The sequence below is a fragment of the Deltaproteobacteria bacterium genome (genome assembly GCA_029860075.1).
Taxonomy (GTDB): Bacteria; Desulfobacterota; JADFVX01; order JADFVX01; family JADFVX01; genus JAOUBX01.
Genome location: JAOUBX010000013.1, coordinates 34916 through 55445, shown reverse-complemented (window position 1 = coordinate 55445; position 20530 = coordinate 34916). Strand labels below are relative to the sequence as shown.

20 protein-coding genes are annotated in these 20530 nt (G+C 43.3%); 17 read left to right on the top strand and 3 right to left on the bottom strand.

The window, feature by feature from the left end; genetic code table 11:
• The first annotated feature begins 13 nt into the window (after nt 1-13).
• From OEV42_06175 to OEV42_06095, 17 genes are all read left to right on the top strand, one after another.
• Nucleotides 14-829 carry a cytochrome c biogenesis protein gene (locus OEV42_06175; protein ID MDH3973848.1) on the top strand — a complete coding sequence of 272 codons (816 nt, stop codon included), beginning with the start codon at nt 14-16 and terminating at the stop codon, nt 827-829.
• Between the two features lie 122 nt (nt 830-951).
• Nucleotides 952-1449 (top strand): hypothetical protein, encoded by a 498-nt coding sequence (locus OEV42_06170; protein MDH3973847.1) that lies wholly within the window; start codon nt 952-954, stop codon nt 1447-1449.
• Between the two features lie 205 nt (nt 1450-1654).
• Nucleotides 1655-2716: a 6-bladed beta-propeller gene (locus tag OEV42_06165; protein ID MDH3973846.1), complete on the top strand. Its 1062-nt coding sequence runs from the start codon at nt 1655-1657 to the stop codon at nt 2714-2716.
• On the top strand, nt 2716-3564 hold the full coding sequence (locus tag OEV42_06160; protein ID MDH3973845.1) for a hypothetical protein: 849 nt from the start codon (nt 2716-2718) through the stop codon (nt 3562-3564). Before OEV42_06165 ends, OEV42_06160 begins: the two co-directional genes overlap by 1 nt.
• A 5-nt stretch (nt 3565-3569) precedes the next feature.
• Complete coding sequence (locus OEV42_06155) at nt 3570-4763, top strand: cytochrome c3 family protein (protein MDH3973844.1); 1194 nt, start codon at nt 3570-3572, stop codon at nt 4761-4763.
• A gap of 197 nt (nt 4764-4960) precedes the next feature.
• Complete coding sequence (locus OEV42_06150; GenBank protein MDH3973843.1) at nt 4961-6169, top strand: type II secretion system F family protein; 1209 nt, start codon at nt 4961-4963, stop codon at nt 6167-6169.
• A gap of 119 nt (nt 6170-6288) precedes the next feature.
• Nucleotides 6289-7995, top strand: coding sequence for an ATPase, T2SS/T4P/T4SS family (locus OEV42_06145; GenBank protein ID MDH3973842.1), 1707 nt, complete (start codon nt 6289-6291; stop codon nt 7993-7995).
• 12 nt (nt 7996-8007) lie between these two features.
• Nucleotides 8008-8904, top strand: a complete 897-nt coding sequence (locus OEV42_06140) for a hypothetical protein (GenBank protein ID MDH3973841.1) — start codon at nt 8008-8010, stop codon at nt 8902-8904.
• Between the two features lie 198 nt (nt 8905-9102).
• Nucleotides 9103-9468 carry a PilN domain-containing protein gene (locus OEV42_06135; protein MDH3973840.1) on the top strand — a complete coding sequence of 122 codons (366 nt, stop codon included), beginning with the start codon at nt 9103-9105 and terminating at the stop codon, nt 9466-9468.
• A 2-nt stretch (nt 9469-9470) separates the two neighbouring features.
• Nucleotides 9471-10025, top strand: coding sequence for a type 4a pilus biogenesis protein PilO (gene pilO / locus OEV42_06130; GenBank protein ID MDH3973839.1), 555 nt, complete (start codon nt 9471-9473; stop codon nt 10023-10025).
• Nucleotides 10025-10816 carry a hypothetical protein gene (locus tag OEV42_06125; GenBank protein ID MDH3973838.1) on the top strand — a complete coding sequence of 264 codons (792 nt, stop codon included), beginning with the start codon at nt 10025-10027 and terminating at the stop codon, nt 10814-10816. The genes pilO and OEV42_06125 overlap by 1 nt, the downstream gene beginning before the upstream one ends.
• Before the next feature lie 81 nt (nt 10817-10897).
• Complete coding sequence (locus OEV42_06120; protein ID MDH3973837.1) at nt 10898-13102, top strand: cohesin domain-containing protein; 2205 nt, start codon at nt 10898-10900, stop codon at nt 13100-13102.
• Nucleotides 13099-13596, top strand: a complete 498-nt coding sequence (locus OEV42_06115) for a type II secretion system GspH family protein (protein ID MDH3973836.1) — start codon at nt 13099-13101, stop codon at nt 13594-13596. Before OEV42_06120 ends, OEV42_06115 begins: the two co-directional genes overlap by 4 nt.
• Nucleotides 13597-13672: 76 nt before the next feature.
• Complete coding sequence (locus tag OEV42_06110; GenBank protein ID MDH3973835.1) at nt 13673-14047, top strand: type II secretion system GspH family protein; 375 nt, start codon at nt 13673-13675, stop codon at nt 14045-14047.
• Nucleotides 14048-14059: 12 nt separating this feature from the next.
• Nucleotides 14060-14536 carry a type II secretion system GspH family protein gene (locus OEV42_06105; GenBank protein ID MDH3973834.1) on the top strand — a complete coding sequence of 159 codons (477 nt, stop codon included), beginning with the start codon at nt 14060-14062 and terminating at the stop codon, nt 14534-14536.
• A 75-nt stretch (nt 14537-14611) separates the two neighbouring features.
• Complete coding sequence (locus OEV42_06100; protein MDH3973833.1) at nt 14612-16081, top strand: ATP-binding protein; 1470 nt, start codon at nt 14612-14614, stop codon at nt 16079-16081.
• Between the two features lie 4 nt (nt 16082-16085).
• Nucleotides 16086-17462 (top strand): sigma-54 dependent transcriptional regulator, encoded by a 1377-nt coding sequence (locus tag OEV42_06095; protein ID MDH3973832.1) that lies wholly within the window; start codon nt 16086-16088, stop codon nt 17460-17462.
• Between the two features lie 118 nt (nt 17463-17580).
• On the opposite strand, the gene OEV42_06090 is transcribed toward OEV42_06095, so the two are convergent.
• From OEV42_06090 to OEV42_06080, 3 genes are read right to left on the bottom strand one after another with little or no spacing between them, the layout of a single operon-like run.
• Nucleotides 17581-18909 (bottom strand): Ni/Fe hydrogenase subunit alpha, encoded by a 1329-nt coding sequence (locus tag OEV42_06090; GenBank protein ID MDH3973831.1) that lies wholly within the window; start codon nt 18907-18909, stop codon nt 17581-17583.
• Nucleotides 18899-19672 (bottom strand): hypothetical protein, encoded by a 774-nt coding sequence (locus OEV42_06085; GenBank protein ID MDH3973830.1) that lies wholly within the window; start codon nt 19670-19672, stop codon nt 18899-18901. Before OEV42_06085 ends, OEV42_06090 begins: the two co-directional genes overlap by 11 nt.
• Nucleotides 19672-20529 carry an FAD/NAD(P)-binding protein gene (locus OEV42_06080; GenBank protein ID MDH3973829.1) on the bottom strand — a complete coding sequence of 286 codons (858 nt, stop codon included), beginning with the start codon at nt 20527-20529 and terminating at the stop codon, nt 19672-19674. The genes OEV42_06085 and OEV42_06080 overlap by 1 nt, the downstream gene beginning before the upstream one ends.
• Between the last annotated feature and the right edge of the window lies 1 nt (nt 20530).

The following is a 20530-nucleotide window of genomic DNA, read 5'->3' as shown; positions in this document are numbered from 1 at the left end:
AGAGAGATCTTCTATGTCTGAATTTGAAATAGTTTTCCTGGCTGCCGCTGCGTTCCTCTATCTTTTTTCAATTACAGCCTTCTTCCTTAATCTTAAAAGAACGCTCATTCTCTATGTGATACTTCCACTGGCTATTGCGGCGCAGCTTGCATCGGCTGCAATCCGCTGGTATCAGGCGGGCCATCCCCCTGTATTCGGCACCTATGAGGCGACCCTTGCCGCATCGTGGTTTATGGCGGCAGCCACCTTCCTTGCTGTTAACAGCTACAGAAAGAGTGAACTGCTTATCCCTTGTATGCTTTTCCTGGCTTTACTACACATTGTCTATGGTCTGACTTTTAATACCGCCCATATACCCCTTACTATTTCGGAACAGAGCATCTGGGTCGATCTTCATGCGCTCTTTTCCTGGCTTGCCTATGGCGCGTACTGTATCGCTTTTGTTTTGTCTCTCTTTTATCTGGCTAAAGACCGGGCCTTGCTTGCCGGGAACCTCCCTTCACCGGAGATGCTGGATGAACTCATTTTCAAATATATGACCCTTGGTTTTATTTTTCATACAACCATGTTTGCGCTCGGTTCCTACTATTCATCCATTCTCTACGGCAAGTGGTTTGTCTGGGACCCGGTAACCATTCTCTGGCTCATTTCATGGCTTTTTTACGGTCTTATTATTCACTTAAGGCTTTTTTACGGCTGGACGAGGGAAAAAATGGCCCGGCTTGTCATTGTCGCTATGGTAACGATTCTGGCAGGATACTGGTCACTCGTTTATATTCCCTGGGCGACGTACCATATTTTTGACATTGATCTGAAAATGCACGGGTGAGAGGAATAGAGAGATTTTAATTGATGAATTATGTTAAGCAGAAATCTTTGATAAATTGCACCGATAAATGCTATCATAATTGAGCAGGGAGCCGGTGGAGCTTCTGAATACAGATAAATTCTATGTTTAAAATGCTGTTCCATAACAAGAGAATTGCTTTTTTGTTTTTACCTGTTTTCCCGGTTTTAGTCGCAGGATGTATCACCGTTTCCAGGGGCATCAATGTTACCAACCCCGATTTTCTAAATGAAGTTGGCGTAAAGAGGGATTTTAATCCTCATAAAGGTGATAACTGCCCCGTTTGTCACAGGGCTCCTGCGCATATTCTGAAATCTTCCGGTCAATCAAAAAAGGAAGCGTCGGCAAAACGATCAATGCGAACGGACCTGGTAAGATTATGCGATGATTGTCATGAAGCAAGCAAGTGGCCGCACCATTTAACAGGCATAAAGCCTAAAAGCAATGTGAGCGACCTTCCGCTTGACGGTAAAGGACTCATCACCTGCGCTACTACATGCCATAATGTGCATACCGTTGACCCTGTTCTGTCTAGGGGAAAACTTGCAGACAGCTTTGATAATTTATGTCTTTCTTGTCATGGCAGGTCGGCTAATGAGTAAGCTGTCAACAGATGAACGGCTCGATAGAGGCAGGATTTTCACGCATTTTATTTTTATACTCCGTGAAAAGACAGTTTTTTTATTGAACTAAAAGTGATCATTCCGGTGAATTATCATCATTCTTTTATGGTCTAAACTAATATTGAAGAGGGCCTGATATTGTTGAAGAAGATTGTTTTAGCGCTTATGGGCAGGGTGTTTGGGCATGAAAATTAACGGCATCGCTTTTGTCCTCATTGCTTTATTCCTCTTTTTTTTTGCCGGATGTGCAGAAATAACGGTCGCCCGCATTGACGGGAGGGATGTGGACCTGGCCTGGCCCCGTCCTCCCTTGAAGGCTAAAATAAAATTTGTCGCTTCTGTTTCGGGTATCGAAACTCGCGGATTTTCCAAAAATAAAGGATTTTTTTCAGAATCATGGGATAAAATTACAGGCCAGAGTCTTGAAGTCCGGAGCTTTCTGGCGCCTTATAGTGTCACTGTCGATGAAAAAGGGATATTATATGTAGTTGACAGGGACAGGGGAGAAGTCATCTCCATCGATATGGATGAAGAGGCATCATTTATTTTCCGTTATTTTCCTGATGAGGGGAACTACGCCGGTGAAGATAAGGATTATCCCGTTGGCATAGCAGTTGCAAAGGATAATATATATGTAACGTATCCCAGAAGTGGAAAAATACGGATTTTTAGCAAATTGGGAGAATTAAAAAAAGAAATAGGGGAGGGGGGCGGTCTGAAGAGACCTACCGGTATTGCGGTGAATGAGGCAAAGGACCGGTTATATGTTTCAGACACAACAGATCATAATATCAAGATTTTCAATCTCAATGGAGATTTCATTACTTTATTCGGGGGACGGGGCACAGAGGCAGGGAAATTTAACTATCCCACTCATATTTTTATCGGTAAAGATGAAAAAATTTATGTAAATGATGAATTAAATTTTCGCATACAGCTTTTTTCAAAGGACGGGGAATTTCTTTTTAAATTTGGTCAGGGAGGACAGGTGGCCGGAACGCTTCAGTTGTCCCGGGGTGTTGCAGCTGACAGTCATGGAAATATTTACGTGGCGGACTATGCTGCCGATTATGTACAGGTCTTTGATCAACAGGGCGCCTTGTTGATTGTATTCGGCGGGAGCGGCGACGGCCTCGGCCGCTTTGGAGGTCCTTCCGGTATGTTTATTGATAGGGAAGACAGAATATTTATAGCGGACATATATAATAAAAGAATTCAGGTTTTTAAGTTTACAGGTAATGAATAATGATATTTAATCGATTGATAGCTGTTGCAGCCACCCAGCCGGCAGCAAGGTGGGGGGTTATGGTTGCCCTCTTGTTGTTGGCCGCTCCTTCCGGGGGCTATGCCGATATAGTTAACACCAGGCATAATCTTTCTGCCTGGTCGCCATATGTGGGCAGTGCATCTGCCGACCCTTCATCTCCAGACTTCCGGAGAAACAGGGTATGCATTTTCTGCCACATGCCCCACAATGCCGAATCGACTCAGGCGCCTCTCTGGGGGCATATGTCCACTGTTTCTACTTTTGTCGTTATTAGTACGACAGTAGGGAAGATACAGCCTAACGGCATTTCGAGAAAGTGTCTTGGATGTCATGACGGCACTGTCGCAGTAGGTGCCGTTTTTTCTGTCGATGGTGACATTCCCGTGGTGGGGAGCAGTGTCAGCTCAGGTTATCTGCAGCCGGGCTCTATCGGCTATATCGGGACCGATTTGACGACCGGACATTATAATCACCCTGTTTCCATGAATTATTCAAGCGCCGCCTATCTGAAAGAGCAGGTAGACCCGGGTAAGTTTATACTTCCCTTGTCGGATTACAATAAAAAAGTTTTGCTTGACGGCGAAGGAAGAGTTCAATGCCATTCCTGCCATAACCCGCATAACGATGGCGGCAATTCCCATAACCTTTATTTGGGAGAGGCTGATGCCGCCACGGGCGACCCCTTGTGGCGGAAGGAGATGGATTGCCATTGCAATAATAGCACCGTATGCGGCTCTTGTCATGATTGGGCGAGAGATAAAGGGTGTCCTGGCACGGTATATGATGAATATTATGAACATGGAATTTTATGTGATAGTCTGCCATGATAGAGATGAAAAGAGACTTTAAAATATCGCTAATTGCCCTCTTTCTTTGTATGGGGTTTTTTATGACCGTTCCTGACGGTCTCCTGGCCAGGCAGGATTTTGAGATGCTGAAAAACAGGAGCGCCAATAATAGTAATGTGCATGGCGATTTTATCAGACGTGGTGTTGCCTGCTCGGCTTGTCATTACAAGCGCAGCAATAGTGAAGAGGAGTGGATCTGTTTTTTTTGCCACAGCGCTGAACATGATGGGCAGGTTAAATCAAGGAGGGGCCGCAAGAAGGGTGCGAAAATGAGACAAAGGGTATTTGACCGCTTCAGGGAGAAGGCGAAAAAGCTCGATGTGCTGAGCGTTTACAGGAAAGAGTATACCCATCCTACCCTTTCTGTCGGTGGAGTGCACAGACATTGGGAGGAATTCGGTGGAAATAATGAACCGCCCCGGCATGCCGAATGCCCCGATTGTCACGACCCTCATGAAGTGAGCCAGTGGAATAAATTCGGGCCCATAGAAGTTGTGAAGAAAACGGGACTGAAAGAAAAGCTGAAGAATCTGCGTGACATGGAAAGGGGAGAAGCGGTCAGAGATTATGAGCTATGTTTTAAATGTCATTCCGACAGTGTTAACCTCCCCGTTGACCAAACGAACAAAAGGCTTGATTTTGATGAAAACAATCCTTCCTACCATCCCGTTCTTGCAGAAGGCAGAAACAGTATCATGCCCAGCCTTCGTGACGGCTACACTGAATCTTCAATAATTACTTGCTCTGATTGCCACAATAATGATGATAAAAATGGCCCGCAAGGGCCCCATGGCTCGAATTATAAATTCATTTTAAAGAGCCGTTACTCCATTGAAGATGGTCTTGCTGAAAGTCCGGGAGATTATGCGCTATGTTATGATTGTCATAAACGAAGCAGTATTCTGTATAATGAATCTTTCAGTTTGCATGAAATGCATATTAAAGGCAACCCGGTAACGGGAAGCAGGGGAACAAGTTGCTATACCTGCCATGATGCTCACGGGAGCCGGGAGTATGCGCATTTAATAAGGTTCAATGAAGAAGTTGTTTTTCAAAACCCTTCAACACTGGAAATAAAGTTTGTCGATGGAGATCAGGAAGGAGAGGGCGAATGCTCTCTTATGTGTCATGGCGTCAATCATAATCCCAAGGCATATAAGAAAGGCCCTGCCCCTTAACTTTTGCAGTCGCATTACATATTTTTTATTAAGGTAAGCAGGTATGGCTCTTTAGTTTAAAAAAGGGTGGTATCTGCTTTATAATTTTATGAAGGGGAATTTTTTTGTTGATTTTAAGGTGATTAAGGAGTATTCATATATCCCTTAATTTGATGCTTTAAATAGCAAGTGCTTTTATTTTTAAAGGGTGGACATTTATGCCGGTATTCCGATGTAAGCTAGGTAATGAAAGCGGAAAAATTGTTGAAGAGGAAATAGATGCTACCGATGTAAAAAGCCTGAGAGACAGGCTGGAGCGGGAGGGGCGTCTTGTTTATGAAATTTCTGAAAAAAGCATTTCTTTGTCATCTGCCGGAAAAACTCTGGCAAGGAGCAAGGTAAAAACGAGGGAATTACTTATTTTTAATCAGGAATTTGTGGCGCTTTTAAAGGCCGGCCTGCCTATTTTACCTTCCCTTGAAACGCTTGCGGAAAAAGAGGAAAATCAGAACCTGAAGAGAGTTCTCGATAAAGTCGCTTCAGAGGTAAAAAAGGGGGCCCCTCTTTCCGATGCTTTTGAGGGAGAGCCTGCTGTTTTCAAGAAACTCTATATCTCTTCTGTCCGGGCCGGTGAAAAAAGTGGAGATATAGCAACCAATATTAAAAGGTATATAAGTTATATCAAGCGCGTTGAAGAACTTAAAAAACAGATAATCAGCGCATCCATATATCCTGTTATTCTGTTGACGGTAGCTATTGGCGTTGTTTTTTTTCTTCTTTTTTATGTGGTGCCTTCATTTAGTCAGGTATTTTTAGACTCCGGTGCAGACCTTCCCTTGCCTACGGTCATATTAATTGCCTTAACCCGGTTTTTGCAGGAATACTTTCTCCTGCTGATTGCCATTATTGCAATGATAGTTCCCCTCTTTATTCTGGCAAAAAGCAATGCATTAATACGGAAGTGGTTTAGCAGGATCAAGATTGCTTCCCCCTGGCTGGGAGATACCATTAGAATATACTCAATAGCCAAGTTTTCCCGAACCATGTCAACAATCCTTAAAAGTGGTGAAACGCTTGTCCCGGCTATGGTTCTGGCTGCCGGAACCCTGGAGAACCCCTACCTGGAGGAGAAGCTTACTTATATATCCCGGAATGTGAAAGAGGGGGAGAGCCTTACCTCTGCTATGGAGCAGATGGATTTAATGCCTTCTACAGCGCTAAAGATGATTATGGTAGGAGAATCCAGCGGTTCTCTGGATGAGATGTTTGAAAATATTGCTGAATTTTTTGAAGAGGAAGTTGACAGGAGGCTTAACTTTATTACAACGACAATAGAGCCTGTAATGATGCTTGCAATGGGAATACTTATCGCATTTATCGTTGTCGCCATGTATCTCCCTATTTTTAAGCTTGCCGGTGCCTCGTAAATGAATTCAGGCAACAGGTTTTTTCTGTTGACAGCTCTTTTGTAAGAGACTTTAATTTAAACAGATTTGTTATACTCATAGTTACTAATGATTTTTAGATACAAAATCAAGAAGGTTAGATGAAAGAAAAAATAGGAGATATTTTAGTCCGGCTGGGATTCCTGAGTGATGAAGATCGGGCCGGGGCTGTTTCTCTCATCGGGACGGCAGATAAACGCTTTGGTGAGATTTGTCTGGAAGAAGGACTGATTGACGGGAAAGAGCTTGCCAGGGCGTTGGCTGCCCAGTTTGACCTGGAGTATGTAGAGCTGGAAAGTTTTGATCCCTCTGAAGATCTTCTTGGTGAAGCGCCTTTGGAGCTTATGTTGAGGTATGGCTTTGTTCCTTTTGAAAAGCGGGGTGAGTCCCTCGTTGTTGTTGTCGATGATCCTACAAATATCATCGTCATCGATGAGCTTGAACTTCTCCTTGACCGGCCTCTTACGATAGCCCTGTCATCAGCGGGCGAGATCGAGAAAGCCATAAAGATATTTGAGCGGTCAGGACGGCTTGTAAAAAATGTTTCAGAAGAAATGGAAGTCCAGCTTGTAAAGGAGACCGATGAGGGAGAGGAAGCTCTTTCCATGGAGAAGATTTCCGAAGAACTTAGCCCCATCGTCAAACTTGTTGACTCCACTATACTTGATGCTCTTGGTAAAAGGGCCAGTGATATACATATAGAGTGCACCCGCACAGGTCTTGAAATAAAGTACAGAATCGACGGCGTGCTTTACAGCGCTGCAAAGCCTCTCGATGCCAAATTCCAGGGCTCTGTTATATCGAGAATTAAAATTATGTCGGAACTCGATATTTCGGAAAAAAGGATTCCCCAGGACGGCAGGTTTAAGCTGCATATAAAGGGGCGCTTTATTGATTTCAGGGTTTCTATTTTGCCCAGCATCTTTGGTGAGGATGCGGTAATCAGGATTTTGGACAAGGAATCCATTGGTGAGAAGATGGAAAACCTGAACCTCGAGTCTGTCGGCTTTCATGAAGATGAAATTATCCGTTTTAGACAGATGATTAATGAACCTTATGGAATGGTCCTTGTGACAGGACCCACGGGGAGTGGTAAAACGACGTCTCTCTATGCTGCTTTGACGGAAATTAACAGCATTGAAGAAAAAATAATAACAATTGAAGACCCTGTTGAGTATAATCTCCAGGGCATTGTGCAAATTCCCGTCAATGAGAAGAAGGGCCTCACTTTTGCCAAGGGGCTCAGATCCATTCTTCGCCATGATCCGGATAAAATAATGGTGGGTGAGATAAGGGACGTAGAAACGGCACAGATCGCGATACAGTCTGCGCTTACGGGGCACCTTGTTTTTACTACCGTTCATGCCAATAACGCTTTTGATGTTATAGGCAGGTTTTTACATATGAACCTGGAGCCCTATAATTTTGTCTCATCCCTTAACTGTATTCTTGCGCAAAGGCTGGTGAGAAAAATATGTGACAAATGCAAACATGAAGTGCCCTTGTCGAAAGAAATTTTGCATGGATCAAACCTGGATTACGGCAAGTATAAAGACCACACCTTTTATGAAGGAAAAGGCTGCGTTGAGTGTAACTATACGGGATATAAAGGAAGAACGGCTATTGTAGAACTGCTTGATTTAACGGAAGAGCTTCGTGAATTGATACTGGCCAAGCATTCTACCGCCAAGCTTAAAAGGGCGGCAAAGGAGTCGGGGACCATATTTTTGAGGGAAGCCGCCGTTAATAAGGTTTTAATGGGAGAAACAACCCTGAAAGAAATTAACAGGGTAACTTTTGTTGATTAATAAGAGGTTAAATTGTTTGGAAAGAAATTGAAAAGAGGGATAGCTATATCTCCCTCTTTTTTATCGTGGGTAGAAGTAGGCGGTACAAGCAAAGAACCGGCGCTTGCCGGGTCAGGGGTGGAACTGCTCCCTGAGGGTCTTGTTAATCCGTCATTTGCAAGGGAGAATATTCCTGACCGTTCCGGCATGAGGGAAGTCCTCAACAAGGTTGTTCCTGTCGGGAAAAGGTCCGGTCTTGTCTCGCTGACTATCCCTGACGCCGTATTAAAAATCTCTTATCTCAATTTTGATGAGCTTCCCAAAAAGCGGGAAGAAGTGGAGAGACTCATTCTCTGGCGTTTAAAGAAGAATATTCCACTGGCTCCTGAAATGGCAAAAGTAGATTATGTAATATGTCCGCCTGCAAATGACAGTATTGATATTATTGCTGCCGTTGCTTCAAGGAAGGTCCTGAGAGAATATGAAGATCTCCTGACAGATACTGGATTTAAGCCGAACCTGGTTGATATTTTATCAATGAATTTACTCAATTTTTTTATGGAGCAATTGAAAGGCAATTATTTGTTTCTTGCAGTTAATGATCGTTCAATCGCCATTTCTGTGATTGAAAAGGGATTGGTTAAACTCTTTAGACATAAAGAAATGGAGATCAAGGAAGACAGGATAATTAAAGAGGTTTTTGCAACGGTTACTTATTATAAAAGTACTTTTCCTGAAAGTCCTGTTGACTCGGCTTACTTATTTATAGAAACGGAAAAAATACAAAGTAAGATAACAGAAAGGTTAAGCGCTTCCTTTGACGGTAATGTGTCGGAGCTCAATATGGCTGCTGCTTTAGGCCGGACCGGAGATACTCCAATTCCCGGGTACTGCGCTGCGGCAATAGGGGGGGCCTTAAGGTTAAAGTAAATGTACGGCTTTAATTTATCCACATATTCATATACCCGCAGCACAGTCAAAGGTGTAATTTATTCATTTCTTTTTTTCATAATTGTTGGTTTCTCTATTTATAACTATTCTGATTACGGCGCTGTTAAACTTGGTATCCATAATTCCAGAGTTGAGATTAATAAGCTTAATAAGCAAATTACTTCATTAAAAAAGGATATGAAGGAAAAAGTTGGTGACATCGATCTTAATGATGAAAAAGGGATAAAGAAACTTTCTGCCAAAATTGATTTCCTCAATGCAGTTATCTATGAGAATAATTTTTCATGGAGTGAACTTTTTTACTCTCTTGAAAAAGCCTCTCCAAGAAATGTATCTATTCATTCCGTTAAACCGAGCTATGAATCCAGGAAAATTAAAATCGCAGGATTGGCCAAGAAATCAAAGGATGTTGCCACACTGGTTGATAACCTTGAAAAAACCAGCTTTATCAAAAAAAGTTTTCTCCTGGGAGAGAGCGAGGAAATCATTGAAAAGAGATACAGGGCTCTTTCATTTAACATCGAAGCTGAGGGAGATTTTTGAATATGCCAGGGCTGGTAAGTAAGTATGTTGAGGAAGGCAAGTATCTTTATCTCTTCTTTTCTGTGCTCTTGCTGGTAAATGTTTTTATCAATTTGGTTGCCGTCAAACCGAGATGGTCTGAAGCTGACAAAATGAGGAAAGAATACCTTTCCCTCAGGGAGGAGGAGTCTCAATTAAGAAAGAATATGCATGAAACAATCAAACTTGCCGAAAGTATTCGTCAGGCCAGGATTGATCTTAAAGAATTCATTGACAGCCTCCCGCCTGAGTCGGCGACGTCGAAAATCAGAAGCGAATTGTACCGAATTGCAAGAAAATCAGGCATTTCTATCAGTTCTGTTAAATATTCACTGCCCGATTATAAAAATGGTGATCTCGTAAAATATGATATTTCCTTCCCCGTCAGTGGAAGTTACAGGAAAATAAGAAGGTTTATTTATCGCCTGGAGAGCATGCCTTACCTTATGAGTATTAATGGACTTGCACTCACTTCAGGCAAAAAAAGGGGAGTTTCAGTTACTATAAAAATTTCAACCTACCTAAAGGCAGGAGATTGATGAATAAAGAGAAAATTATTCTTGCTCTCCTGGTGAGCGTATTTTTAATTTTATTAGTCAATAACCTGATGACCCGGAATACAGACAGGGTAAAGGAGCTTACTTATAAAACGGGAGAGAGAAAAGATGATCAACGGGTCAATCCAATTGAATTCCCAATACTGAGGAAAGACCTTTTTCCGGTAAAACGGAAATCCTTTAAAATCGGCAAAAAAAATATTTTTAGCCCTCTTCGGTATGTTCGCAGGGCGCCCGCTCCCGTTGTGACCAGGCCTGAAGTCAAGTTGCCCCTTTCCTTCTCTCCCAATCCGCTGTATATCTATGTCGGTTCAAATGAAAACCTGGAGGTAATCAATGCTTCAGGCGACCTGTCTGCTGTCATAAATCCTCCGGGGATTGCCCTGGCCCGGGGAACTTTCTCTCCCCTTGGTATTTCCTGTCTTTCAGTGGGAACGGCTACAATAGTTATTAAGGATGGAAGCAGTTCTGCCAATGTTACGCTGACCTGTGATTTACGGCCTGAAGAAAAGAAACTGGCAACCTATACTTTTCTCGGGTTTCTTGAAAAAGAGAAAGATAAAACCATATTTCTATCGAGAAAGCCCGATAAGGAGATTTTGATTGTAAAGAAGGGTGATGTATTAATCAAAAAGAATACTTCTATCTTGCAAGACTATGTGGTAAAAAAGATTACGGATGATAAAATAATGATAACTTCATCTGATGGCTCTGATACTTTCAATATCAGCCTTATTGAAAATGAACCTCTTAAGAAAAACAGGAAGGAGTAAACCATGTTGTCCTACTATTTTACATTGAAGAGGGCTTTTATTCTTTTAATGGTTTTCCTGTCAATCGTTGGATGTGCTTCAATGGCAGCGGTAAGAACCGGTGATAAGCTCGCTGCCCAGGGGAGATGGGATGAAGCGCTTAATAAATATAGCGAGGCTTATGAGCGTGCCCCTCAAAATAAGGAATTCCGTCTCAAGATGGAGCTGGCAAAGTATGAAACGGCCATGATTCATTTTAAAAAAGGTAGTGAACTCCTTGAAAAGAAGGATTATGACAGAGCAATTCTTGAGTTTCAGTTTGCCTCTACCTTAAATCCTTCGCTTAAACGGGCGAATTACCTCATTGTGGAGGCTAAAAAAAGGAAGGACGCCCTGTTTTACTATAATTCGGGTATTGATTTTCTAAAATCGAAGAAATCGGGTGAAGCTGCCATAGCATTTAAGAGGGCCCTGTCACTTGACCCTGCATTGGAAGAGGCAAGGCAGGAGATGGATAAGCTCAAAGTAGAGAAAAAGACAATGATGGGCGGGTATGAGCTTAACCTTAAAAGCGAAAAACCGATAACGCTCAAATTCAAAGATACCAACATTAAGGATATATTTGATATTATTGCAAAACTGTCGGGAATCAGCTTTATCTTTGATGATGCTGTCAAAAAGCAAAGGGCCTCCATTTATATCGAAGATGCGACTTTTAATCAGGCGCTTGAACTGCTTCTGATGACTAACAAGCTTTTCAAGAAGGTCGTCAACGAAAATACGATCATTATCATTCCCGATACAAAGCAAAAAAGGCAGCAATATCAGGATCTCATGATCCATACCTTCTACCTGTCCAACCTTGAAGCCAAAAAAGCCGTTAACCTGCTTAGAACCTTGCTCCAGATAAAAAGCATTTATGTGAATGAAGCGCTAAATACCATCGTTATACGTGATACGCCGGAAGTTATCGAACTGGCTCAAAAGCTGCTTGCCGCCAACGATTTAACGGATGCGGAAATCATGCTTGAAGTGGAAATCCTGGAAATTCAAAAAAGTGCGGCTGAAAACCTGGGGCTTAATTTAAGTAAGGACTCGGCGTCCGGTGGACTTTTCAGTCTGGATAAAGATGATTCTCTCACATACAATGACCTGAAAAATGCGAGTATGTCGGATATGGTATTTACCATACCGGATATCATTATAAATTTACAAAAAAGTGCCGGCAACGCAAACCTTCTCGCCAATCCAAAAATCAGGGTGGCCAATGAGAAAAAAGCAAAAATTCATATCGGGGACAGGGTTCCTATTATCACTTCAACGGTGAATAACGGTGTTACGACTGAAAACGTTCAGTATGTTGATATTGGCGTCAAACTTAATGTAGAACCTGTTATTCACCTTGATAATGAAGTGACTCTAAAGATTAGCCTTGAAATCAGTTCTCTTGGAAAAGAGACAAAAACCGCACAAAGTACGGTTTATCAGATCGGCACAAGAAATGCCGAAACTGAACTTAGGCTCTATAATGGTGAGACTCAGGTTATCGGTGGCTTGATTAATGATACAGAGAGGGAAACGATAGTCAAAATTCCTTTTTTCGGAGATATCCCGGTGCTTGGCCGCCTCTTCTCTTCCGTGAGTAATTCAGCATCAAAAACGGACATTGTTTTATCCTTAACGCCCCATATCATAAGAGGGCGCGAAGTGGCGGATGCTGAAATTACCAGTATCTGGTCCGGCAGGGCCCAGGAGTTTTCTTCAAAAGCTCCCTTTGAAGAGTTTGCGCCAGATGAAATGGCATTCCCCATACCCGAACCGGGTCAGGAAAATCAGGATGCTGTCCCCGGAGGCATTCCTGTTCCTTTACCGCCTGAAGCCGCTATAGAGCCTTCAGATGTTTCTTTAACTATAAGTGGGCCTCAATCGGTTGTTAAGGGTGAAAATTTTACTATTTCTATCGACATCAATAGTAATAGAAACGTTGTTAGCGTTCCCTTCTATCTTCGTTATGATCAAAACCTGGTAAGTTTTATCAAGGCGTCGGAAGGTGACTTCATGAAGCAGGATGGCAAATCTGCCACATTTCTTACCTCTAACGATGCAAAAAAAGGCAGACTTATTGTAGGAAACTCCAGGCTGGGAGATCGTAAAGGGATAAGTGGCTCCGGTCAGGTTATGACGGTTGACTTTCAGGCTGATTCATCAGGGCAGGCGAGATTTTTTTTTGAAAACTACAGACTCATAGATGGCCAGGGAAAAAAAATAGAAACAAAGGTTTTTGATAAAACGATTAATATTATATGAAGCTTACCTTGAAAAGGCTTGTTAAGGGGAATAAAGGTTTTACGCTTATTGAAATTATCATTGTCGTTACCATTGTCGCAATTCTTGCTTCAGCCATAGTGCCTCTTGCCGGTATCAGCCGGAAAAGGGCGAAAGAGCTTGAATTAAGGAACAGCTTGAGGCTTATCAGGACAGCCATTGATAATTATAAAAAGGCTTACGACGATAAAAGGATGATGCAGGAAATTGATCGCTCCGGGTACCCTGAATCGTTGAGTGAGCTTGTTGAAGGCGTGGAGGATGTTAAAGACCCCGAAGGGAAAATGATATATTTTCTAAGACGCCTCCCCCGGGACCCGATGAATGCAAACGAATTCCTTTCCCCTGAAGAAACCTGGGAAATCAGGTCTTATGAGAGTGAGCCTGATGACTTTTCCGGTGGCGAGGATGTTTTTGATATTCGAACTTACAGTGATGAAATGGCGCTTGATGGGACATTTTACAATGAGTGGTAAGGTGTCTGTTTATTTCAACCGGCCTGAACAGGCGGATGCAACGACCTGAATAAATATGAATGTAATAAGAAAGAAAATTAACAGCAGTCGAGGCTTTACGCTCATAGAACTTATGATCGTCATGAGTATTATCGGTATCCTTCTTACCATTGCTCAGCCCATGTATAGGGACTCAACGATAAAAGCTAAAGAAGCTGTATTGATGGAAAACCTCTTTTCACTGAGAGATGTGATAGATCAATATTATGTGGATAAGGGACAATACCCCGATTCATTGGAAGACTTAACAGGAAGCGGTTATATAAGATCTATACCTAAGGACCCCTTTACGAAATCTACAGAAACCTGGCAGACAATCCCGCCGCCTGAAGGATATGAAGGAAGCCTGTATGATATTCACAGCGGGAGTGACAAGATAGCTCTCGATGGAACTGCCTACAATGAGTGGTAACTTTTATTACCTATGGACAGATTCAAAGGTGAAACCGGTTTTACTTATATTGCGCTTCTTTTTGCCATACTAATTATTGGTATTACGCTTTCATCTGTAGGCACTTACTGGAGCTTCATTGATCAAAAAGCGAAAGAAGAGGATCTGCTCTTCAGGGGAGATCAGTTTGTAAGAGCAATTGACGGTTATTATAAAAGCACTCATGGCAAAGTCAATCTTTATCCTGAAAAAATAGAAGATTTGATTAAAGATCCCAGAAGTCTTGTGCCAAAGCGCTATCTGAGGAAAATTTATAAAGATCCATTTACAGGCGAGGCTGACTGGATTTTTATTAAAGATAAAAAAAGTGGTAGAATTAAAGGCGTTAAAAGCCGGAGCGAAAAAATACCTGTCAAGGAAGACGGATTTCCTGAGCGATATCGTCATTTTGAAGGAAAAGGGAGCTATAGTGAGTGGGAATTTGTTCATAAACCTGGAATAATTAAATAAAAAGGACCCTTTCTCCTCTCACGCCATGCTTCTTTATTAAATTATTCATCATAAGCATAACCTTCCAGTGAAAATATGATCTTAAGAAGCCTTATAACCAAGGTAATTGTTTCTACTACTCTGGTCCTTTTTATTGCCATCGGTATTTCCTGGTGGATTCATATGAGAATCTATGAAGACCAGTTGATGGATGAAGTAAGAGACAAGCTTGAGACGGTACTAAATACGGCGGAAAGCAGTATTTCCAAGTCCATGAGGATAGGAAAGACGGATGATACGCAGAATATCCTTGAACTCGTTAACAGTCATATGAAAGAAAGATCGGCAGTAAGGATTTTTCATCCCGACGGTATTATTGTCAAATCAACCAACCTCAAGGAAACAGGTAAAAAAATTAATGACGAGCGAATGTCAGCTTATAAAAAGGGCATTTCGGAAATTGTTGTTGAAGGAAGTCCGGGAAGAACATTAAACCTGACAAAACCGATTAAAAATATTCGCGAATGTTTTCTCTGTCACGGTGAAACAAGTAACAGTATAGGAATTCTTGAAGCAGAAATCTCTCTCGATTTGATGGATTCTAAAGTCCGGGAAGCGAGGCAGCTTTCCAATCTTTCTGCATTTGTCATCAGTCTAGGGCTTTCTTTATTCATTTTTCTCCTTCTTTTTATTATTGTTATTAAGCCTTTATCCAAATTAAGCAGAAAAATGGCCCTTGCAGAAGATGGGGACCTGACAGTTAGAAGTGATCTCGGGAAGGGGGATGAAATTGGAAAGCTGGGCCACAGTTTTGACTCGATGATAGAACGGCTTCAGGAGGCAAGAATGGAACTCGAAAAATATCACTTCCAGCAATTGGAGCGGGCCGACAGGCTTGCTTCCGTGGGGGAGCTTGCTTCGGGAATTGCTCACGAGATAAAAAACCCCCTTGCCGGCATTGCCGGCGCTATGCAGATTTTTTCCCGTGAATTTAAGCATGACAAGAAAAAGAGCTTTATAATAAAAGAAATACTGCAGCAGATAGCCAGGCTGGACAAATCGGTAAAAGACCTGCTAAATTATGCCAGCCCTTCCATGTCCGAGTTCTCTATGACGGATTTAAACAGTATTGTTGAAAAGGCACTGTTTTTTGTTACACAGCAGCCAAATGCCAAAGAGATAAAGGTTATTAAAAAATTCAGCAAGGCCCTTCCCAAGGTAAATGCTGATGAAAAGCAGATCCAGCAGGTTCTTCTCAATCTTTTCCTTAATGCGCTTAACGCAATGGAGGGTGAGGGTGAGCTTAATATCTTGACATTTATGAACGATAATGATGAAGTTGTTTTAGAGGTGAAAGATAACGGGAAAGGCATCCCCAAAAAGGAGATGGCCAAGCTCTTTCAGCCTTTTTATACGTCAAGAGTTGAGGGAACAGGACTTGGTCTTTCAATTAGTAAAAGAATTGTCGAACAGCATGGTGGAAATATCAGGATAAAAAGCAGGCTTGGAGAGGGGACCAGTGTAAAGGTCATTCTTCCCATCGATGGATCACAGAAGGAGCATTAGGCATATGAAGAAAGCAAAGATTCTGGTAGTTGACGATGAAGAACTTATAAGGTGGTCACTTGAACAAAATCTTTCTGATGAGGGCTATCAGGTGATTACGGCAGGGACCGGCGAAGATGCACTCAGGCTGACGAGAGAGGAGTTGCCCGATCTCATCTTTCTTGATCTTCAGCTTCCCGGTATCAGTGGCATGGAAGTTCTTCAGAAAGTAAAAGAGATAAGCAGTGATATTATCGTTGTTATTATTACAGCGCTTGGCGTTGTTGAAATGGTTGTCAAAGCTATGAAGCTGGGCGCTTTTGACTATATAAACAAACCCTTTAACCTTGATGAGCTTTCTTTGCTTGTTGAAAAAGCGGTGGAAACGGTGCGCCTGAGGAAAGAGGTGGCCACTTTACGGGCAGAACAGAGTCAAAGGTTCAGCCCCGGCAATATTATTGGTTCCGATACCAAGATTAAGGCCGTTATGGGAATGGTGGAAAAGGTTGCTAAAAGTGATACGACAACGGTCCTTATAACGGGAGAAAGCGGTACGGGAAAGGAACTTATTGCCAAGGCCATTCACTCGACGAGCGCCAGAAGCAACGAGCCCTTTATGGCTGTTAATTGTGCCGCCCTGCCGGAAACGCTCCTGGAAAGTGAACTCATGGGTCATGAAAAGGGGGCTTTTACCGATGCCAAGACCATGAAAAAAGGGCTTTTTGAACTAGCCGACGGGGGAACCCTCTTTCTCGATGAAATTGGGGATATGCCGCTTGGCATGCAGGCCAAGATATTGAGAGTCCTGGAAGACAGGATGGTTCGAAGGATTGGTGGAACGAAGGATGTGGCCGTCGATGTAAGGATTATTTCGGCCACCAACAAGGACCTCTTAAAAGCCATTGAAGCGGGGACTTTCCGCAGTGATCTTTATTACAGGCTGCAGGTTATACCGATCAAATTGCCGGCGCTGAGAGAACGAAAAGGGGATATTCTTTCCCTGGTCATGCATTTTGTAGGGCAATTCAACAGGGAGTTTAACAAGGACGTCAAGGGAATATCCAAGATGGCAGAAAGGTTTCTCCTTGAATATTCCTGGCCCGGTAATGTGAGAGAGCTGAAAAATGTCATTGAAAGGGCGATCATTCTTGAAAGTGAGGAGACGCTTCTTGTCGAGCACCTGCCTCTTGAAATTGTAGCCATGGGAACCAAGCCGAGAAAGAATGAAGGTATCGATATTCAGATACCGCCTGAGGGAATTTCTATTGAAGCCGTTGAGAAGGAACTCATAGAAAAGGCCCTCGATATGACGGGGGGGAATCAATCAAAAGCAGCCAAGAAGATTGGCCTTGGGATTGATGCTTTTCGCTACAGGATGAAAAAATTCGGGTTATTGACTTAAACCGGACAACACTGAGTTGGATCATGGTTTCCAGGAGCCCGCCGTCTCCTGTGATTATACATTAGGCAGGCAAAATTTTCCCGCAGCGGATTCAGCCTAAGTGCGACATGCGGCCCGTTCAGGAAGATGAGACGGGCAGAGATGAAGCCTGTTTTTCCCGCATATCTACAAGGTGAACAGAGCAGGAGATGCAAGGGTCATAGGCTCTTGCAACTTTTTCCAGTTTAAGTTTCAGTTCCTCTTCCGGATCGCTGATCCCCATCTCTGTGGCAGCCCTGATATCTTTTTCCATATTTTCCAGGTTAATGGCCGTGGGCGTTATCACGTCGGCGTCGGTGACTATTCCTTTTTCATCAACTGTATAGGAATGAAAGAGCGTTCCCCTTGGCGCTTCCGTTCCGGCAGCGCCTGATCCTCCTGATATTTTACCGGGAACTGCCGGTTCCTCCTCCTTGTAACCTTCCTTCATAATGAGATCGATGGTTTCAATCCCTCTCTCCATGGCCTGCAAAACTTCAACTGCCTGAGCCAGGTTGTTCCAGAGGATATTATGGGGATCGTAGGATTTCTCCAGCCTTTCCATTTCACTTTGAGCCTTGCCTGTTAATTTCCCCCTGTGAAAATTAACCCTTGCCAGAGAGCCGACCATTAAAGGCTTGTCCTTATATCTCGAATGTTTGGCATGAGAATGGGAGACGACGAATTCATTGCAGAGTTCCTTATATTTATGGACAGGAAGTTTGTCTCCCGTTGAGACCAGAATAGTATCGCCATGATAACAGTAGTTGCCGCTTTCATCATCGAGGGCTGAAAATACCGATGGTGATTTGGTCAGGTTTTCCTGGGTGATGCCTTCTATAAATGCGATGGATGAGTGGGCATCGGGTATTTTTGATTCCAGCTCATTACGAAGTTTGAGAAGGGCCTCCTTTTCCGGTATTTTGGAAAAGCCGCCCACTTCGGCATTGACCTGATGTATCTTTCTTCCTCCTACCAGTTCCTGTATAGCGTTTCCAAGCTTTTTTAAGCCAAGACCCATCCGGACGACGCCTTCATGCCTGTCTGCCATGGCGGCAACACCGGGAAACCCAAGGAAGTCCGGCGCCGCCAGGCAAAATAGATGAAGTGTATGGCTCTCTATCATCTCTCCCATAATGAGCAGTTCACGAAAAAGTTTTGTTTGCCTCGATACTTCCAGACCAATGGCCTTTTCTACGGCCCTTATAGCGACGGTCCTGTGTGATGCCGAACAGATGGCACAAATACGGCACATGATCATGGGAACATCTTTATAATGCCTCCCCCTTATAAGCGCTTCGAAGAAGCGGGAGCCCTCGAAAATTTCCATTTGCACGTCAAGGAGTTTTTTTCCGTCCAGTTCTACCCTGATTCCACCGTGGCCTTCAACCCTGTACAGGTGATCTATTTTTACGGTTCTATTTGCCATTTTTACCTTTCAAAAACTCACTGATAGAATCAGATGCTGTTGCAAAAACACCGACCATACGGGCAATTTCATCTTTTTCAATCCCTATTTCCCTTAATACATTATATTCCATTGCGACATTTGCTTCGTCTACAGGGCCGAAACAGCCGTCACAGCCCTGGTAGTGACTGGGACATCTTGCGTCACATCCTGCCAGGGTAACAGGTCCGAGACAGGGAATCTTGTGATGAACCAGCACGCACTCATTTTCCTTTCTTTTGCATTCCGTACAGACGGGATAATCAGGAAGCAGGGGCAAGTCTCCGTGAAGCAGGTAGCCCACTGCTGCAATAAACTGGTGTTTTTCAATAGGACAGCCCTGGAGTGAAAAATCGACCTTCACATGTTCATAAAGCGGCGAAGGCCTGATGGTTGGGATAAAAGCGCCCGCCTTGCCATAAACGATATCTTTAAGTTTTTCCCTGTCTGTATCTCTATCTATGGCAGCCACTCCGCCGTAAGTTGCACAGGCGCCGATGGCAATAAGAAGACCTGAGCGTTCCCTGATATTTTTAAGGATTTCCACTTCCGACGGTTGCACGATGGTTCCTTCTACAAAGGCAATATCCATTTCAATGTCAAGGTTATTGCTTTGCGCCATTCCAAAGGAGACGATATCGACGGCTCCTGCAATGTCGAGAAGTTCGTCTTCACAGTTAACAATCTCAAGCTGGCAACCTTCGCAGCAGGTAAAACTGAATATGCCTATTTTGGGTTTGGACATTAAATGATCTCCCTCATGTTGATGGCATCCCAATAGGTAAATATGGGACCGTCAAGACAGGTATATTTAAAACCGACACTGCAGTGCACGCATTTACCTATACCGCACTTCATTTTTCGTTCAAGGGACATGAGAATATTTCCCTTGGAAAATCCCATGTCAAGAAGATTGTTTATGACAAATTTATACATAACAGGCGGGCCGCAGACGGCGGCGTAGGTATTATTGGCATTGATGTCGAGTTTGTGGAAAAGATCGGTGACAAAGCCTACCTCACCTTCCCAGGCGCCGTCAGGGTCATGCTCGACAGCCAAAAGCGTTTTTACGTCCTTGCGGCCCTGGAGAGAAAGCAACTCTCCCACAAAAAGGAAATCCTCCCTGTTTCTGGCTCCATACATAAGGATAATATCTTTAAATTTACTCCTGTGATCAAGGGCGTACAAAAGGAGCGACCTGAGAGGCGCCATTCCAATTCCCCCGGCAATAATGAGCAGGTTGTTGCCTTCCATAACGTCAACGGGATAACCATTGCCGTAGGGACCTCTCATTCCGAAAAGGGCATTTTGTCCCATGGCGTGAAAGGCCTCTGTAACGCGGCCCGCTTTTCGAATGCAAAGATCTACCGTTCCATGCCTTGTTGGTGGCGAAGCGATGGAAATAGGGCACTCCCCCGTTCCCATAACGCTTACCTGAACAAACTGACCCGGTTTATGAATGAATTCCTCGGCCAGTTTATCGTCTTCAAACCTGACCTTAAAAAGCATGGTGTCTTCAGTTTGAGGTGTTGAAGCCACGATTCTGCATGGATGAGGGAGGTAAGGATTGTAAAACAGGGCTTTTTGTGCAAACTGTATCATC

Coding starts and splice junctions, on each gene's coding strand:
- OEV42_06115 (MDH3973836.1), top strand. CDS start 13,099: ATGAAGCTTACCTTGAAAAGGCTTGTTAAGGGGAATAAAGGTTTTACG.
- OEV42_06080 (MDH3973829.1), bottom strand. CDS start 20,529: ATGATACAGTTTGCACAAAAAGCCCTGTTTTACAATCCTTACCTCCCT.
- OEV42_06170 (MDH3973847.1), top strand. CDS start 952: ATGTTTAAAATGCTGTTCCATAACAAGAGAATTGCTTTTTTGTTTTTA.
- OEV42_06095 (MDH3973832.1), top strand. CDS start 16,086: ATGAAGAAAGCAAAGATTCTGGTAGTTGACGATGAAGAACTTATAAGG.
- OEV42_06160 (MDH3973845.1), top strand. CDS start 2,716: ATGATATTTAATCGATTGATAGCTGTTGCAGCCACCCAGCCGGCAGCA.
- OEV42_06100 (MDH3973833.1), top strand. CDS start 14,612: ATGATCTTAAGAAGCCTTATAACCAAGGTAATTGTTTCTACTACTCTG.
- OEV42_06150 (MDH3973843.1), top strand. CDS start 4,961: ATGCCGGTATTCCGATGTAAGCTAGGTAATGAAAGCGGAAAAATTGTT.
- OEV42_06085 (MDH3973830.1), bottom strand. CDS start 19,672: ATGTCCAAACCCAAAATAGGCATATTCAGTTTTACCTGCTGCGAAGGT.
- OEV42_06155 (MDH3973844.1), top strand. CDS start 3,570: ATGAAAAGAGACTTTAAAATATCGCTAATTGCCCTCTTTCTTTGTATG.
- OEV42_06120 (MDH3973837.1), top strand. CDS start 10,898: ATGGCAGCGGTAAGAACCGGTGATAAGCTCGCTGCCCAGGGGAGATGG.
- OEV42_06135 (MDH3973840.1), top strand. CDS start 9,103: ATGAAGGAAAAAGTTGGTGACATCGATCTTAATGATGAAAAAGGGATA.
- OEV42_06175 (MDH3973848.1), top strand. CDS start 14: ATGTCTGAATTTGAAATAGTTTTCCTGGCTGCCGCTGCGTTCCTCTAT.
- pilO (MDH3973839.1), top strand. CDS start 9,471: ATGCCAGGGCTGGTAAGTAAGTATGTTGAGGAAGGCAAGTATCTTTAT.
- OEV42_06090 (MDH3973831.1), bottom strand. CDS start 18,909: ATGGCAAATAGAACCGTAAAAATAGATCACCTGTACAGGGTTGAAGGC.
- OEV42_06165 (MDH3973846.1), top strand. CDS start 1,655: ATGAAAATTAACGGCATCGCTTTTGTCCTCATTGCTTTATTCCTCTTT.
- OEV42_06125 (MDH3973838.1), top strand. CDS start 10,025: ATGAATAAAGAGAAAATTATTCTTGCTCTCCTGGTGAGCGTATTTTTA.
- OEV42_06105 (MDH3973834.1), top strand. CDS start 14,060: ATGGACAGATTCAAAGGTGAAACCGGTTTTACTTATATTGCGCTTCTT.
- OEV42_06145 (MDH3973842.1), top strand. CDS start 6,289: ATGAAAGAAAAAATAGGAGATATTTTAGTCCGGCTGGGATTCCTGAGT.